Origin of the sequence: Brevundimonas sp. DC300-4 (assembly GCF_049897365.1) — a bacterium.
Lineage (GTDB): Bacteria > Pseudomonadota > Alphaproteobacteria > Caulobacterales > Caulobacteraceae > Brevundimonas.
Map to the genome: position 1 here is coordinate 407,056 of NZ_JAFCWC010000003.1, position 13,394 is coordinate 420,449.

At 67.8% G+C, this 13,394-nt stretch carries 13 protein-coding genes; 9 read left to right on the top strand and 4 right to left on the bottom strand.

What is annotated here, in order from left to right:
• The first annotated feature begins 4 nt into the window (after positions 1–4).
• The 5 genes from ACP7AZ_RS07715 to hutI all read left to right on the top strand — a co-directional run bounded on the left by ACP7AZ_RS07715 (position 5) and on the right by hutI (position 3,845).
• Complete coding sequence (locus ACP7AZ_RS07715; RefSeq protein ID WP_426037654.1) at positions 5–382, top strand: response regulator; 378 nt, start codon at positions 5–7, stop codon at positions 380–382.
• On the top strand, positions 366–650 hold the full coding sequence (locus ACP7AZ_RS07720) for a hypothetical protein (protein ID WP_426037656.1): 285 nt from the start codon (positions 366–368) through the stop codon (positions 648–650). Before ACP7AZ_RS07715 ends, ACP7AZ_RS07720 begins: the two co-directional genes overlap by 17 nt.
• On the top strand, positions 647–1,093 hold the full coding sequence (locus ACP7AZ_RS07725; RefSeq protein WP_426037658.1) for a chemotaxis protein CheE: 447 nt from the start codon (positions 647–649) through the stop codon (positions 1,091–1,093). Before ACP7AZ_RS07720 ends, ACP7AZ_RS07725 begins: the two co-directional genes overlap by 4 nt.
• Positions 1,094–1,752: 659 nt before the next feature.
• Positions 1,753–2,643 (top strand): agmatinase family protein, encoded by an 891-nt coding sequence (locus ACP7AZ_RS07730; RefSeq protein WP_426037660.1) that lies wholly within the window; start codon positions 1,753–1,755, stop codon positions 2,641–2,643.
• The gene (gene hutI, locus ACP7AZ_RS07735; RefSeq protein WP_426037662.1) at positions 2,640–3,845 is read left to right on the top strand and encodes an imidazolonepropionase; all 1,206 of its coding nucleotides are present in this window, start codon (positions 2,640–2,642) and stop codon (positions 3,843–3,845) included. Before ACP7AZ_RS07730 ends, hutI begins: the two co-directional genes overlap by 4 nt.
• Before the next feature lie 184 nt (positions 3,846–4,029).
• On the opposite strand, the gene ACP7AZ_RS07740 is transcribed toward hutI, so the two are convergent.
• From ACP7AZ_RS07740 to ACP7AZ_RS07750, 3 genes are all read right to left on the bottom strand, one after another.
• Entirely contained in the window at positions 4,030–6,444 is a 2,415-nt protein-coding gene (locus ACP7AZ_RS07740; RefSeq protein ID WP_426037664.1) for a TonB-dependent receptor, read from the bottom strand.
• A 31-nt stretch (positions 6,445–6,475) separates the two neighbouring features.
• Positions 6,476–7,435 carry a FecR family protein gene (locus ACP7AZ_RS07745; RefSeq protein ID WP_426037666.1) on the bottom strand — a complete coding sequence of 320 codons (960 nt, stop codon included), beginning with the start codon at positions 7,433–7,435 and terminating at the stop codon, positions 6,476–6,478.
• Between the two features lie 109 nt (positions 7,436–7,544).
• On the bottom strand, positions 7,545–8,069 hold the full coding sequence (locus ACP7AZ_RS07750; protein WP_426037668.1) for an RNA polymerase sigma factor: 525 nt from the start codon (positions 8,067–8,069) through the stop codon (positions 7,545–7,547).
• 185 nt (positions 8,070–8,254) lie between these two features.
• Here ACP7AZ_RS07750 and ACP7AZ_RS07755 point away from each other — a divergent pair, with 185 nt between their 5' ends.
• From ACP7AZ_RS07755 to ACP7AZ_RS07770, 4 genes are all read left to right on the top strand, one after another.
• Positions 8,255–9,217: a glucosamine inositolphosphorylceramide transferase family protein gene (locus tag ACP7AZ_RS07755; protein WP_426037670.1), complete on the top strand. Its 963-nt coding sequence runs from the start codon at positions 8,255–8,257 to the stop codon at positions 9,215–9,217.
• A 1-nt stretch (position 9,218) separates the two neighbouring features.
• Positions 9,219–10,412 carry a glycosyltransferase family 4 protein gene (locus ACP7AZ_RS07760; protein WP_426037672.1) on the top strand — a complete coding sequence of 398 codons (1,194 nt, stop codon included), beginning with the start codon at positions 9,219–9,221 and terminating at the stop codon, positions 10,410–10,412.
• A gap of 157 nt (positions 10,413–10,569) precedes the next feature.
• Positions 10,570–11,151, top strand: a complete 582-nt coding sequence (locus tag ACP7AZ_RS07765) for a class I SAM-dependent methyltransferase (protein WP_426037674.1) — start codon at positions 10,570–10,572, stop codon at positions 11,149–11,151.
• A 169-nt stretch (positions 11,152–11,320) separates the two neighbouring features.
• Positions 11,321–11,611 carry a YciI family protein gene (locus ACP7AZ_RS07770; RefSeq protein ID WP_426037676.1) on the top strand — a complete coding sequence of 97 codons (291 nt, stop codon included), beginning with the start codon at positions 11,321–11,323 and terminating at the stop codon, positions 11,609–11,611.
• A 1-nt stretch (position 11,612) separates the two neighbouring features.
• Here ACP7AZ_RS07770 and ACP7AZ_RS07775 read toward each other — a convergent pair whose 3' ends face one another.
• Positions 11,613–13,298, bottom strand: coding sequence for an alkaline phosphatase D family protein (locus tag ACP7AZ_RS07775; protein ID WP_426037678.1), 1,686 nt, complete (start codon positions 13,296–13,298; stop codon positions 11,613–11,615).
• Positions 13,299–13,394: the final 96 nt, after the last annotated feature.

Below are 13,394 nucleotides of genomic sequence, written 5' to 3' on the forward strand. Positions count from 1 at the left end.
AGCCATGGCGCGTCCTTCCACCCCGGACCGGGTCAACCTGGCGCGCTCGAAAGTGCTTCTGGTCGATCACAATCAGAATTCGCTCGATATGCTGAGCTCGATCTTCCACGGCTTCGGGGTCAAGCAGCAGATCAAGTGCGGGGCTACGCCCGAGGCGGTGTCGATCATGGCGACGCGCGACGTCGATCTGGTCCTGATCGACTGTTCAATGCCGGAGATGGATGGCTACGACTTCACGCGCTGGCTGCGGCGCGAGACCGAGCCACCCATACGCTACACACCGGTGATCCTGCTTGACCGGACACGCCGCCCAGTCGAAGGTGCAGAAGGTGCAGAAGGTGCAGAAGGTGCAGAAGGTGCAGAAGGTGCAGAAGGGGCGTGACTGCGGGGCCAGCTTCGTCGTCACCAAGCCGCTGACGCCGAACGTCCTCTTGCAGCGCATCCTGTGGCTGGGCGCCGACGAGCGGAACCTGGTGGAATGCGACACCTATGTGGGGCCGGACCGTCGGGTGCGCAGCCTGGGCCCCCCGGTGGGAACGCCGGGCCGGCGTAACGGCGATCTGTCCGAACACGTCGGCGCCGCCACCGAGGCGAACATGGATCAGTCCTCTATCGATATGATGATGAAGCCGATGAAGGTCGCACTGTGAGCGAAGCCCGGACGTTCAAGATCAAGAGCACGCTGGCGCGGCAACTTCAGGATCCGGGCGGCAGCCAGGTCCGCGACCTCGAACGGCAGGCGACCGCCAGGCTGGAAACTCATCGCGACGACGCCATGGCCGCTGTGGTCGCAACGTTGGACGCGCTCGACGCCCTGTGCGCCGAGGCGGCTATCGATGCCGGACCGCGCGTCTACGCCCTGGGGTCGTCGATCGTGGATGTGGCGGGCTATTTCGACACCGGCCCGCTCTTCCATGCGGCCTACAGTCTGTGCGAGGTCTCCGACCGGATGCTCCAGGCCGAGACCTGGCACTGGCCGTCAATCCGGGTCCACACCCAGGCGTTGCGCCTGATCCTCGCGAGCGGATGCCGCGTCGGACGCACCAGCGAGACCTTGCTGGCCGGCCTGCGCTCGATCACCCAGAGCCGCTAGGGGGGGCCTCCGTCAGCCCTGGGGCGATGGGTCGTGAATTTATTCCGGGCTCACCCCGCTGGTGTGAGGCGCTGCCGCCCGCGCCCTGCGCGGATCCTTGAAACCGTCAGGCGCGACTGCCCACGGGTGACCGACAGGCGAGAGAATCGGCAGGGCTGGAAATCCAACCGACTGAATCCATTCAATATGTCCGGAACCCCCGACCGGCTTGCCCGATCGCACCAGCAGGGTCTCGTCTGGCGCCAGGCGCGCAGGCTCTCGACGATCCGGTCGAAACCGGCCCAGGTCCGGGCTGTCATCGCGGTCCCGCGAGGGGCACGGACGATACCGGTGTTGCGCGTGGCGGTCACCGAATCCTCCATGCGGGGTGCAGGAGGCTGTCTGTCGTGGTCTTTGGTGTTATGTCTAGACATTAATTCAGGCAAGCGGCACTTTCGGCGCATGGATCACGCGCCGCAAGACCCTGAACCGCAAACGCCTGAACCGCTTCACGGCCGGAGCGTCGGCGACATCGAATATCGTGTCGCCTCGAGCGAGTGGCGGCAAGGCTTCCGCGTCCCGACCGGGACGGCTCTATTCGGCGTGACCCGGGCTTTCCAAACCTTCCCCGGCGCCGCCTATGATCTGGTGGCGCGCTTTTCTCCGACCAAGGGATGATCATGAGCCATACGTCAGAAGCTCTCGGCTGGCGCTCCGTCGCGGATCTGGTCGGAGATCATCCGGATGCGCCCGTGGCCCTGATCGGCGCGCCGCTGAACGAACGGTCGCTGACGCCCGGCCGCTGCGATCTCGGTCCGAAGGCGTTCCGGGCCGTCCTGCCGCGCCTGTCCACCTATGACATCGAGACCGGCAGGGAGCTGGGCCTGCGGGTGCATGACGCAGGCGATGTGCCGTTGAAAGCAGTGTCGCCCGCCGACGCCTTCATCCCTTTGCGCGACGCGGTGAAGGCCCAGGCGTCCCGAGGCCTGACCATCCTCGTCGGCGGCAATAACGCCATTACCCGACCGGGCGTCCATGGCCTGGGGCTGGACCGCGTCGGGGTGCTGACGCTCGACGCCCATTTCGACCTGCGCGATACGGATCAGGGCCTGACCAACGGCAACCCCATCCAGGCCGTGCTCGACGACGGTCTGGCCGGGGCGCGGATCAGCCAGGTAGGCCTCGCCCCTTTCGCCAACACCCGCCGCGCTCATGAGAAGGCCAGGGCGGCCGGCATCAGTGTCCGCATGGCGCGTGAGTGCCGCGAGCGCGGTCTGGCCGCCGTCGTCGCCGAGGAACTGGAGCGACTGTCCGCCCTCTGCGACGTCCTCTACGTCGATTTCGACATTGATGTGATCGACCGCAGCCAGTGGCCCGCAAGTCCCGGCGCCCGCCCGGGCGGCGTTTCGGTCCACGACTTTTTCGACGCCACGCGCGTCATCGGCGCCCATCCGAAGGTCCGCGCTGTGGACCTGACCGAATACGATCCGTCGCTAGACGTCGGCGATCTCGGTTCCCTGACGGCAGGACGCTGGTTCTGCGAATTGCTGGCCGGGTTCGAAACGCGATGACCACCCTCATCACCGACTGTCACGTCGCCACCATGGTCGAGGGTGGTGAGCCCTACGGGGCCATCGAGGACGCGGCGCTGTTGATCCGTCACGGTCGCATTGCCTGGGTCGGGCCGCGCGCCGATCAGCCTCCGCACGATACCGTCCAAATTCACAGGCTCGACGGCCGCTGGGTCACGCCGGGCCTGATCGACTGCCACACCCATCTCGTCTTCGGCGGCGACCGTTCGGGCGAGTTCGAACAGCGTCTCAACGGCGCCACCTATGAAGAGATCGCCCGCGCCGGCGGCGGCATCGCCTCGTCCATGATCGCGACCCGCGCGGCATCGGAGGACGATCTCTACGCCTCCGCCCTGTCGCGGCTGGACGGACTGAAGGCAACCGGCGTCACAACCATCGAGATCAAGTCCGGCTACGGCCTCGACCTCGATGCCGAACTCAAGATGCTGCGCGTCGCCCGTCGCATCGGGCGAGAGGCTGGAGTCCGCGTCCGCACCTCCTACCTCGGTCTCCACGCCGTTCCGCCGGAGCATCGGGCCGACCGCTCGGCCTATGTCGACCTCGCCATCGAAGAGATCCTGCCCGCCGCTCATGCAGAGGAATTGGTCGACGCGGTCGACGCCTATTGCGAACCCATCGCCTTCTCCAACGCCGAGGTCTCGCGCCTGTTCGAGAAGGCGAAGGCGCTCGGCCTGCCGGTCAAGCTCCACGCGGACCAGCTGTCCGAAGGCGGCGGCGCGGCGCTGGCGGCCCGCTACGGCGCCCTGTCCGCCGATCACATCGAACACTCCAGCGAGGCGGGCGTCCGGGCGATGGGCAAGGCCGGCGTCGTCGCCGTCCTGCTGCCCGGCGCCTATCTGATGCTGCGAGAGACGACCCCGCCGCCGATCGAGCTGCTGCGTCGCTACGGCGTTGCGATGGCGGTGGCCACCGACTGCAACCCCGGCACCTCGCCGCTCGCCTCAATGACCGCCGCGCTCACCCTGGCCTGCGTCCAGTTCCGTCTCACGCCGGAGGAAGCGCTGGCGGGCGCGACCCGCCATGCGGCCAGGGCTCTGGGTCTCGCTGACGAGATCGGCACCCTTGAGGTCGGCAGGGCGGCCGACCTCGCGGTCTGGGACGTCACCCGTCCGGCCGAGCTCTGCTACTGGCTCGGCAAGCCGATCCTGCATTCACGCTATGTGGCCGGCGGCCTGGCCTGATCAGCCCCGACGGGCGGGATTCCAGGCCGCATATGCGTCCAGCGCGCTCTGCGGCGCGCCGACCGATCGAGATATCGTTCGTCGTCATCGATCCTCTGGTTCTTGTCGCCGAAGATCCGCAGGCCGGTAACGAGGTCATGGCTGCGCGACTATAGCGGCCAGCGCCGTCTCGCCCGGGGACGAGCTAGGGCCGCCAGTTCAGGGTCAGGCCGATGGTCCTGGGTCGCAGCGGGGTCATCGCCAGACCCTCGGGCAGGCGGAACGGGTCCCCGAAGGCGAAGGTGTTGGCCTGGGTGTCGAATGGATTATCGACAAAGGCCGTCGCTGACCACGACGCGGCCTCCACGCCGAGCGAGACCCTCCCGCTCATATAGTCACCCATGCGTGAACGGCGCTCGGCGTCGAATGTCAGACGCGACGCTCCGACATAGGCCAGGTGGCCGTCCGCCCGCAGCTCCAGACCGTTCCACAGAGGCCGGTGGTAGGAGGCAACGATGTTGGACGAGACCTTCGGCACCCCCGGCAGGCCCGCGTCGCCGCGCGAGTTGAACGCCGCGCCCGGCCGGGTGATCTCGGGATCGGCGAACAGGGCGTTGGCGCGGATTTCCAGCCCGGACGTCGGCCGCCAGGTGGTCTCGATCTCCAGCCCTTTGTTGGCGCCGTCGCCGACATTGACCGCATAGGCCAGTCCGCTCGGCAGGAATTGGTCGCTCTGGATATTCCGCCAGTGCGCCATGAAGACCGCGATGCGGGCCCGCAGTGTCCCGTTCCAGAGGAACCCCTTGGCTCCGCCCTCGTAGTTCCACAGGCTGTCCGCCCCGTACTCCCGGCCCGGCATCCCGACCGCATTGGTGAATTTCTGACCCGCCGGCCCCGCGGTGTTGAACCCGCCGACGCGGTGTCCCCGGCTGACCTGGGCGTAGACATTCCACTGGTCATCGAGGCGATAGGCGAGGGCCAGTTTGGGCGAGAAGCCGTTGGCCCGGCCCGCGCCACTGAACCGCCTCTGGGCGGCGCCCTGGGCCACCCGCGATCCCACGCTGTAGGAGGCGTCATAGTAGCGGGCGCCGGCGGTCAGGCTCAGTCTGGACGTCAGATCCCGGGTGACCTCGCCGAACACCGCAACCTCGTCCAGCTGATCCGATCGCCGCTCGGCGTAGGCAACGCCCGGGACGGGTTGCAGGGCGGACACCGTCGTGTCGGTGCGCGTGTCGCTGGTGGACAGGAAGGTGCCCGCCAGCCAGCGGAAATTGCTGTCCTGGGGCGAGGCCAACGACAACTCACCGGTCAGCAGCTCGATGTCCTTGTCTTCGTCGAGCGCGCCGATCAGTTGCCGTGAGCCGAACTTGATCAGCGCCGGGGACGCGTCGAAGCGGCTCCGGAAATCGTGCCGCACATAGCCGATCGAGGCGTCTAACCGCCCCCATTCGGCCTGTCCGTCCAGGGTCACGTAGGCGGCGTTAAAATCGTTCTCGTGCGGCTCGCGCACGAGGTTGGCACGCCGGAACCTGCCGAGACCCCGGATCACATAGTGGGTGTCTTCCGTGTCGATGGACTGGTGCACGAGGCCGGTGCCGAAATTCCAGTCGGGTCCCAGGCGAGCGGCGAGGGCGACCCGGCCGCCGCTGCGACGGCCTTCGTTCACTTGCGGCAGGTTGAGCGCGACATCGTTGATGTACCCGGAATACTGCTCCTCGTAGGCCACCGCGCGGATCGCCGCCCGCCCACCGAGGATCGGCAGGTTAGCCATCACCGAATAGTCGCTGTTCGGTCCACCCGAACGGGTTTCCGAACGCGTCAGCGACACCTCGCCATAGAAGGCCTCGCTGTCAGGTTGTCGCGTGATGGTGCGGATCACCCCGCCGATCGGGCCTGTCCCGTAGAGCGTCCCCTGCGGCCCGCGAAGCACCTCGATCCGGTCGATATCGACCAGTTTCAGGTCCGGGTCCGGGGCGTTGTAGGTGATTGGGATCTGGTTCAGATACAGGGCTACCGTCGACTGGGTCAGGCCGGTGAAGGCGCCGTCGGACATGCCCCGCAGGAGGATCTTGTTCCGGCCCGATCCCAGATTGGTCACGGTCATCCCGGCCGTGAGGGAGGCGACGCCGATCATGTCCGTGACGCCGCCCTGCTCCAGCTGCAGCCCGGCGATGGCAGTCAGGGCGGCGGCGACTTCTTCCGGCGTCTCGGGGCGGCGTTCCGCGGTGACGACGATGTCGCCCAGTTGCGTGTCCGCCGCCTCGCGGTTGACGGCTTCCGACGCGGGGGCGACGGGCCTCGAACGGGCGGGCGGAGGCGGGAGGCGCGCGCTCCGGATCAGGATCGCTCCATCGGCGCGAATGGAGGCGGCGCACCCCAATCCTGTCAGCAGACGGTCCAGAGCGACGCCCACCGACATCGCGCCCCGAAGGCCGCGCGCGACGCCACGACAGGCGCGAATATCCCCGCCCAGCGAGCGACGGGTCTGCAACGCCAGGGTCAGCAGGGCCTCGTCCGCACGCTGCTGCGGTATGTTCAGGCTGAAGGTCTCGGACGCGCGGCTCTGGGCCAGCGCTGGCGATTGAATCGCGACGGCTCCCAAAAGCAGCGTCAGGCTCATCCATCGGGTCGCCGGGCGGCGACGCGCGTGCTCAGGCGCCGTCACGCGCCGTCAGGCGGATCCCATCGTTCTCTCGGGTCGCCCTGATCGGAACGAAATCCTGCAACTGTCTCAACATCGTAGCCTCGTCGCCGATACGAAGCGCGCCGGTGAACCGGAGCGCGCGGGCGGACTCCGACACACTAACCGGCTTGTTGAGATAACGCGACAGGTCCTCCGCGACCGTGCCCAGATCAGTTTCGCGATAGACCAGCACGCCCTCATGCCATGCGGACGCCTGACCGGGATCGATTCGAGACACGACGGCGGCCGCCGACCCGTCCTGGACCAACTGCTCGCCCACGCCCAGCTGGACCATTTCAGGCATTGCGTCCCCGGACACTGCGACGCGGCCGCGCCGGACGCCGACCGAGAACCGCCCGCTGTGGGACAGCACGTTGAAGACGGTGCCCAGAACGCGAATCTCGTGAGCTTCGGCCGCGATCAGGAACGGGCGTGCGGGGTCATGCGTCACGTCGAAGGCGACCTCGCCTCCGGCCATGGCGACCTCGCGATCGCGCGCGCCGATGCGGACCCGCAGGTCGGAATGGCGGTTCATCGACAGGCGCGACCCATCCGGCAGGACCACCTCTCGCGGAGCGTCGTCGGTGCTGTAGGTTCTGAAACGGCCCTCGCCGCTGATTTCCGGCCAGAAACCCACGACCATGACGGCCGCGGCGGCGGTGGCGAGCAACGGGGTCAGCCAGGCGCGGCTGAAGCCGCCGCGGAGGGGCTTGACGTCGTTGGCCGCGATCGGGGCGACGACGGCTTCGGCGGGGGCATGCGCGTCCAGCGCGACCCAGACCTGTTCGATCCGGCCATAGGCCTCGCCTCGGGCGGGATCGGCTTCCAGCCAGGTCTGGAACTCCAGCCATGCGCCTTCCGGCGCGTCGGCGTCGCCCAGCCGGACGAACCAGTTCAGCGCCTGATCGTGAATGTCCGAGGTCGTCATGCGTGCGCCAGCCGAGTTCGCGTCGCCGACACCGGCGCCTGACCGTTAGACGGCGCCGCCATGGCGCCACCTCCACCAAAGGTCGCAGGATTCTGCTCGCCGTGCGCCCTCATTGTCGAACCTTCGCCGCCAGAATCTTCAAGGCGTCCATCATATGCTTCTCAACCGTGCTCTTCGAGACATTGAGATTTCGGGCCACCTCGGCGTAGCTGAGGCCGTCGAACTTGTGCAACCGGAAGATGGTTCTGGTCCTGTCCGGCAGCCCGTCGAGCGCCGTCATCAACTGGGCCAGTCGCTCGCGTCCGGCGACCACGGTTTCGGCCGATGGCGCGTCGTCCAGGTCTTCGGTCGGACCCGCGACATGGACGACGTCCCGCCATGCAGCGTCGCGGGCGGCTGCACGACGGCTGGAACGCCAGCGATCCATCATCAGGTTCGATGCCAGCCGATAGAGATAGGCGCGCGGCTCGCGCACCTCGGAGGTCCCATCGACGCCGACGACCTTGAGGTAGAGGTCCTGCAACAGGTCCTCGACATCGGCGGCAGGCCCCAGCCGCGCCAGGAAGAAGCGCCGCATAGCCTCTAGCTGTTCGAAATAGGTCGACAGCAACGCGGGCGCTGGCAGCGCGGTCAAAGGCCGAAATCCTCCGGGTCCGGTTTCCGGAACGACTTCGCGCGCCTGAGTTCACCGTCAAAAACTAATGCCGTGCTGAATTTGATGAGGCAAGGCGAGAACTTGCGCGATTTTTCTCTGAGGTGACGGTCCGGCGACGACGTCTTCCGTCTGAGGCCGCGACGGCGGCCGGTGCGGGGGCCTTGATGTACGACCTTTGGCGATCCGGTTTCGTCCGACGCTCGCTGACCAGCCTTGTTGCCGGCGGCCTGGACGCGCGCGAGGTGACGTGGCTGCCGGATCAGGGCCTGTTCGCCTATCTCGCCGACCCTTTCGGGATCGACCGTGGCGGCGTTTTGACCGTCTTCGCCGAGCATTTCGACTATCGCAGCCGCCGCGGCGAGATCCGCTATTTCCAGTATGACGCGACCAACGCCCTGGTGGGCGAGGGTATCGCCCTGGCTGAGCCGCATCACCTGTCGTACCCCTCGCTGATTGAGGATGGCGGCGAACTCTACATGCTGCCGGAGGCGTACAAGAGCGGCGGCCTGACCCTCTACCGCTGCGTCCGCTTTCCCGACCAATGGGAACCGGCCAAGCGGATCCTCGATGTGCCGGCCATCGACGCGACCGTGGTTCGCCATGACGGCAAGTGGTGGATGTTCCATGCCCTTCCGGGTCCGGCCGACCGGGCGATGCGAGAGCTGCATGTCGCCTTCTCCGACGCTCTTAACGGTCCATGGACGCAGCATCCCGCCAATCCAGTGCGCTCCGGCTTCCACGCGTCGCGGCCTGGCGGGACGGCGTTCGAGGCGAATGGCGCGCTGCACCTGCCGCTCCAGGACTGCGCCGGGACCTATGGGGCGGCGATCAACCTCCTGCGCATCGACACCCTGACGACTGATGCCTTCGAAGCCTCGGTCGTCCGCCGGTTCGAGGCCGGGGAGCTGCTGACCGGCTATGCGGACGGTTTCCACACCCTCTCGGGCTGCTGCGACACGACCTTCATCGATGTGAAGCGCATCCAGCGCTCGGCAGCCGAGGGCTGGGTCCGCACCCAGTACAAGGTCCGCCGCCTGCTCGGACTCAACGGACCGCACGCACGGCGCCGGCCTCCGTCGGAAACGACGTCCAAAACGCCGCCGGTGCTCGCCGGACAGGGGATCTAGAATGCGCGTCGCCGTCGTCATGCCTCGTGGGTCGCAGATGAGCCGCGCCAGGCCAAACTCCATGGAGACGGTGGCGGGAGCCCTGCTCGAGCCGAGCCGCCTGAAGAACCAGACCCACGTCATCTGCGACGCCGGCGCGTCCGATCCCGCCCTGCCCAACCTCGTGGCCGTGCCGGACGGTCTGAGCAGGTCGCGCCGCGCCGCCGTCGTGGCCCGTGCGATCGAGGCGCTGAACCCCGACTATGTCGAATACCACCAGCAGCTGGACTCCTCGGCCGCCCTCGCGCGGCGGCTGCCGGGCCGCGTCCACGTCCTCTATCGCCACACGCGGATCAATCCGGCGCGGGGGCTGGTCAACCGGATACGATATGGCGCGCGCCTGGCAGCCTTCGACCGCCTGGTATTCGTCAGCGAGGCCGCGCGGGCGGAGTTCGCGGCCGACTATCCCCGTTTCGCCGATCGGGCCTCGGCGATCTGCAATCCGATCGACGTCAAGGGCTGGACCGCTGACCCCGACGACCGCGACAAGCTGATCATTTTCTCCGGCCGCGCCATGGCCGAGAAGGGGCTGGAGCCCCTGTGTCAGGCGCTTGAAGTCGTGCTGGACCGGTTCCCCGACTGGCAAGCGGCCCTGATGCTCGGGGATTGGGACCGTCACGCCGACTGGGCCCAGCCGCGCCTGCAGCCGCTCGCGCGTTTCGGCGACCGCGTCGCAATCCACAGGTCGGCATCGCTTTCGAAGGTCAAGGCCGTGATGCGCCGCGCCGCCATCGCCGTGACACCGTCATTCGTCGCCGAGGCCCTCGGCCTGTCGGCGCTGGAGGCCCATGCGGCTGGGGCGGCCCTCGTTTCGTCCGGACGCGGCGGGCTGCGCGAGGCCAGCGGACCGCATGCTGTCTATGTCGAAGACCCGCAGGCCACGGCCCTGGTCGAGGCGCTGAGTGGACTGATCCTCGATCCGGTCGCTCGCGTCGAGATGGCCCGCGCGGGTCAGGCTTTCGTCGTGGCAAACCACACCCCTGCCGTTCGCGCGGCCCAGCTCGACACGCTGCGGGAAACCCTGGTGGACCGGCGCGTCGCGCCGACGGTCCGCGAGAATTTGCTCGTCCAGATGATCTCGGCGGCTCTGCCGTTGTCCGCCCCGCGCTGGGCCTGGGCGGGGCCACGGCCTCAGGGCCCACTGACAGGGACCTGAGGCGTTCAACTATTCCATCGGGCGTCCCTGAACGTGCGATGGAACGATCGGCGTTGTCTCACGGCGACGATCGTCGACGGGCCGGCTGGACATCGCGTCCATCCGGCCCGCATTTCTGTTTGAGGCAAAAGGTAATCGAGTGGGCGCACGCACATTATTGACCAGGCTTTTCGCGGGCGACGCGGCCGTGCTGGCGATGAAAAGCCGTCGGGTGCTGAAAATCCGCGACCTGCCGGACCGCAAACTGCTGGCCGAGGCCTATATCCCCGCCTTCGCCGTGGAGGGCGGCAAGATCCTGTGGGTCGGATGCCGCGCCTACACCGCCGATGACTATCCGGTTCTCGAGGCCGGGGGCGGCGAGGTCTGGACCACTGACATCGACCCGGGCGCGGCGCGCTGGGGCGTCGAGGGCAGGCACCGCACCGGCGATGTCTGCGAGGCCGATGTGGTCTTCGCAGACCAGATGTTCGACGCCATCGTCTGCAACGGCGTGCTCGGCTTCGGCGTCGATGCGCCCGAACAGCAACGTCGAGCGCTCCAGGCCCTGTCGCGGATACTCAAGCCCGGAGGTCGGCTCCTGCTGGGCTGGAACGTTGACAAGATCTCCGATCCGATCGCGGCCTCGCTGACCGAGCTCGGGTTCTCGCATCAGCCGTTCGCCGGCCAGCAGGCGCGCGTGACGTTCGCGGAAACGACCCACGTTTACGACACGTTCGTGCGCCGACCGTCGGCGAGCTGAGTCCGTCCGTCCGGGGGCAGCACCCCTGCTGTGACTCCAGCGCCTGGACCACGCGTGGGGTCGCCGTGGCAGAGACCGCCGTTCTGCTGTTGTGTGTGCGTGCTGCGCGCTACACCACCCGGATCGGCATTCCCGTCGTCAGCGGAATGCACACCAGGGTCCAGAACACATGCAGTTCCTCATCATCGGCCGCGACGGTCCCGACGCCGACGCTCCGGCCCGCCGACAGGCTGCGCGTCCCGCTCACATCGAAGGCCTCAAGGCGCGCCGGGCCGCAGGCGAAGTCGTCGAGGTCGGCGCCCTGCTGGACGACGCCGGGTCGCCGATCGGATCGGCCATGATCGGAGAGTTTCCCGACCGCGCGGCCGCCGACGACTATGTGGCGCAGGAGCCCTACACGACGGCCGGCGTCTGGGTGACGGTCGAAGTGACGCCGTTGCGGCTTCTGACCTGGGATTAGATCAGGCCCGCGTCGGCCCGGTGACGCCGTCTGCGTCCCGGGTCACGACCCAGGTCGACAGGGTGCGCGACACATAGGGTTTGGCCAGGATGGTCGAGACGGTCTGCAGCTTCGCCTCCGCCCGCTCGGGCGTCAGGGTCAGCAGGACATAGCCCTTGGCCGTCTGGTCGCAGAATACGACCTCGTCGTTGTTGGCCGACAGCAGCGGCCCCAGCGGCAGGGGGGCGACGGCGTCGCCGGGCGAGGGACTGGAGATCGCGCTGGTGCCGAACTCGACCGCGCGACGCTCGCCGTCGGCGTCCTTAAGGTCATTGACCCAGTAGGCGTGGCTGTCGCCGGCCAGGACGATCGGCTGCACCCCGGCCTCCTTGAAGGCCGCATAGAGACGCTCCCGACCGGCCGGATAGCCGTCCCAGCTGTCGAGGCCGAACGGCACGCCCAGCTTGTAGAGCTGGATCATCTGGCGAAGGCCGGCGCGGACCGCCTCGGGCAGGCCGCCGATCATGCCCTCGATCTGGGCGTCTGACGCGATCTTCGTGACGTCCGGCCCCATGACCCGGGCCATCACGACCTGATTGCCCAGTACCTGCCAGGGCTTGTGGGCAGACTTCGACGCTGCCAGCACGCCCTTGAGCCAGTTCCGCTGCGCATCGCCCAGCAGGTCCCGGTCCGGGGCGTTCAGCGTCTCATTGAAGGCGATGAGGTCAGGCGCGCCGTCGACCATCGGCATGTCGGTGGCGTAGTCGAGTTGCTTGTTGCGCGCCGTCAGACGCGTCTCGACCATGGCCAGGGTCGCCAGGTCCCCGAACTCGAAACTGCGGTTGATGGCCTCCAGACCCAGGCCGGCGCGCGGCTCGCGGATCGGCATCCATTCATAATAGGCCCGCAGGGCGATGGCCTTACGGGCCGCATAGTCGCCCTCGGTCGTCTCGGTGTGGTTCTCGGCCCCCATGGACCAGGCGTCGTTGGCGACCTCGTGGTCGTCCCAGACGCAGATGAAGGCGGCGCGGGCGTGGGCGGCCTGAAGATCGGGATCCGCCTTGTACTGGGCGTGACGCAGCCGATAGTCCTCGAGCGTCAGGATTTCGTGCGGCGGCTGGGGAATGCGGCTCAGGGACGCTCCCGTCGACAGGCCGTAGTCGTCGGGGGCCGCGCCGTACTCGTAGATGTAGTCGCCCAGGTGCACGACAGCGTCGAGCCGCGGCTCCTTCGACAGGGCGTCATAGGCGTTGAACAGACCGCCGGGATACAGCTGGCAGGAGACGACGGCGAGGACGACGTTGGGCGTCACGCCTTCGGGCAGGGTGCGAACGCGGCCGACCGGCGAAACGACGTCGCCGGCGACGAAGCGGTAGAAATACTCGGCTCCGGGCTCCAGCCCCTGACCGTCCAGGTCATGCTTGACGGTGAAGTCACGCGCAGCGCGGGCGCGCAGGCCGGACGAGGTGCGCACCTTGTCGGAGAAACCGGCATCGCGCGCGACCTCCAGCGTCACCTCGATATCGGCGCCCGAGGCGTCGGCGGGGGTGACACGCGTCCAGAACACCGCCGAATGCGCATCAGGATCACCAGAAGCGACCCCGTGCAGGAAGGCGGCCGCAGGGCCGTGCGCCGGCGCGGTGAGAGCAGGGGTGGCCAGGACGCCCGCTCCGATGCCGGTGATCAGGCCGCGACGGTCGATTTTCATCAGGACTCTCCGGGAATGGTCGTCTTCTTCACCTTGCATTCCGGCGAAGGCCGGGATCCAGATTCACACACGGATGTGAGGGTTTCGCGTCACCTC

Excerpts from the sequence above, each read along its gene's own strand:
- ACP7AZ_RS07715 (WP_426037654.1), top strand. The coding sequence starts at position 5 with ATGGCGCGTCCTTCCACCCCGGACCGGGTCAACCTGGCGCGCTCGAAA.
- ACP7AZ_RS07730 (WP_426037660.1), top strand. The coding sequence starts at position 1,753 with ATGAGCCATACGTCAGAAGCTCTCGGCTGGCGCTCCGTCGCGGATCTG.
- hutI (WP_426037662.1), top strand. The coding sequence starts at position 2,640 with ATGACCACCCTCATCACCGACTGTCACGTCGCCACCATGGTCGAGGGT.
- ACP7AZ_RS07740 (WP_426037664.1), bottom strand. The coding sequence starts at position 6,444 with ATGAGCCTGACGCTGCTTTTGGGAGCCGTCGCGATTCAATCGCCAGCG.
- ACP7AZ_RS07745 (WP_426037666.1), bottom strand. The coding sequence starts at position 7,435 with ATGACGACCTCGGACATTCACGATCAGGCGCTGAACTGGTTCGTCCGG.
- ACP7AZ_RS07755 (WP_426037670.1), top strand. The coding sequence starts at position 8,255 with ATGTACGACCTTTGGCGATCCGGTTTCGTCCGACGCTCGCTGACCAGC.
- ACP7AZ_RS07760 (WP_426037672.1), top strand. The coding sequence starts at position 9,219 with ATGCGCGTCGCCGTCGTCATGCCTCGTGGGTCGCAGATGAGCCGCGCC.
- ACP7AZ_RS07770 (WP_426037676.1), top strand. The coding sequence starts at position 11,321 with ATGCAGTTCCTCATCATCGGCCGCGACGGTCCCGACGCCGACGCTCCG.
- ACP7AZ_RS07775 (WP_426037678.1), bottom strand. The coding sequence starts at position 13,298 with ATGAAAATCGACCGTCGCGGCCTGATCACCGGCATCGGAGCGGGCGTC.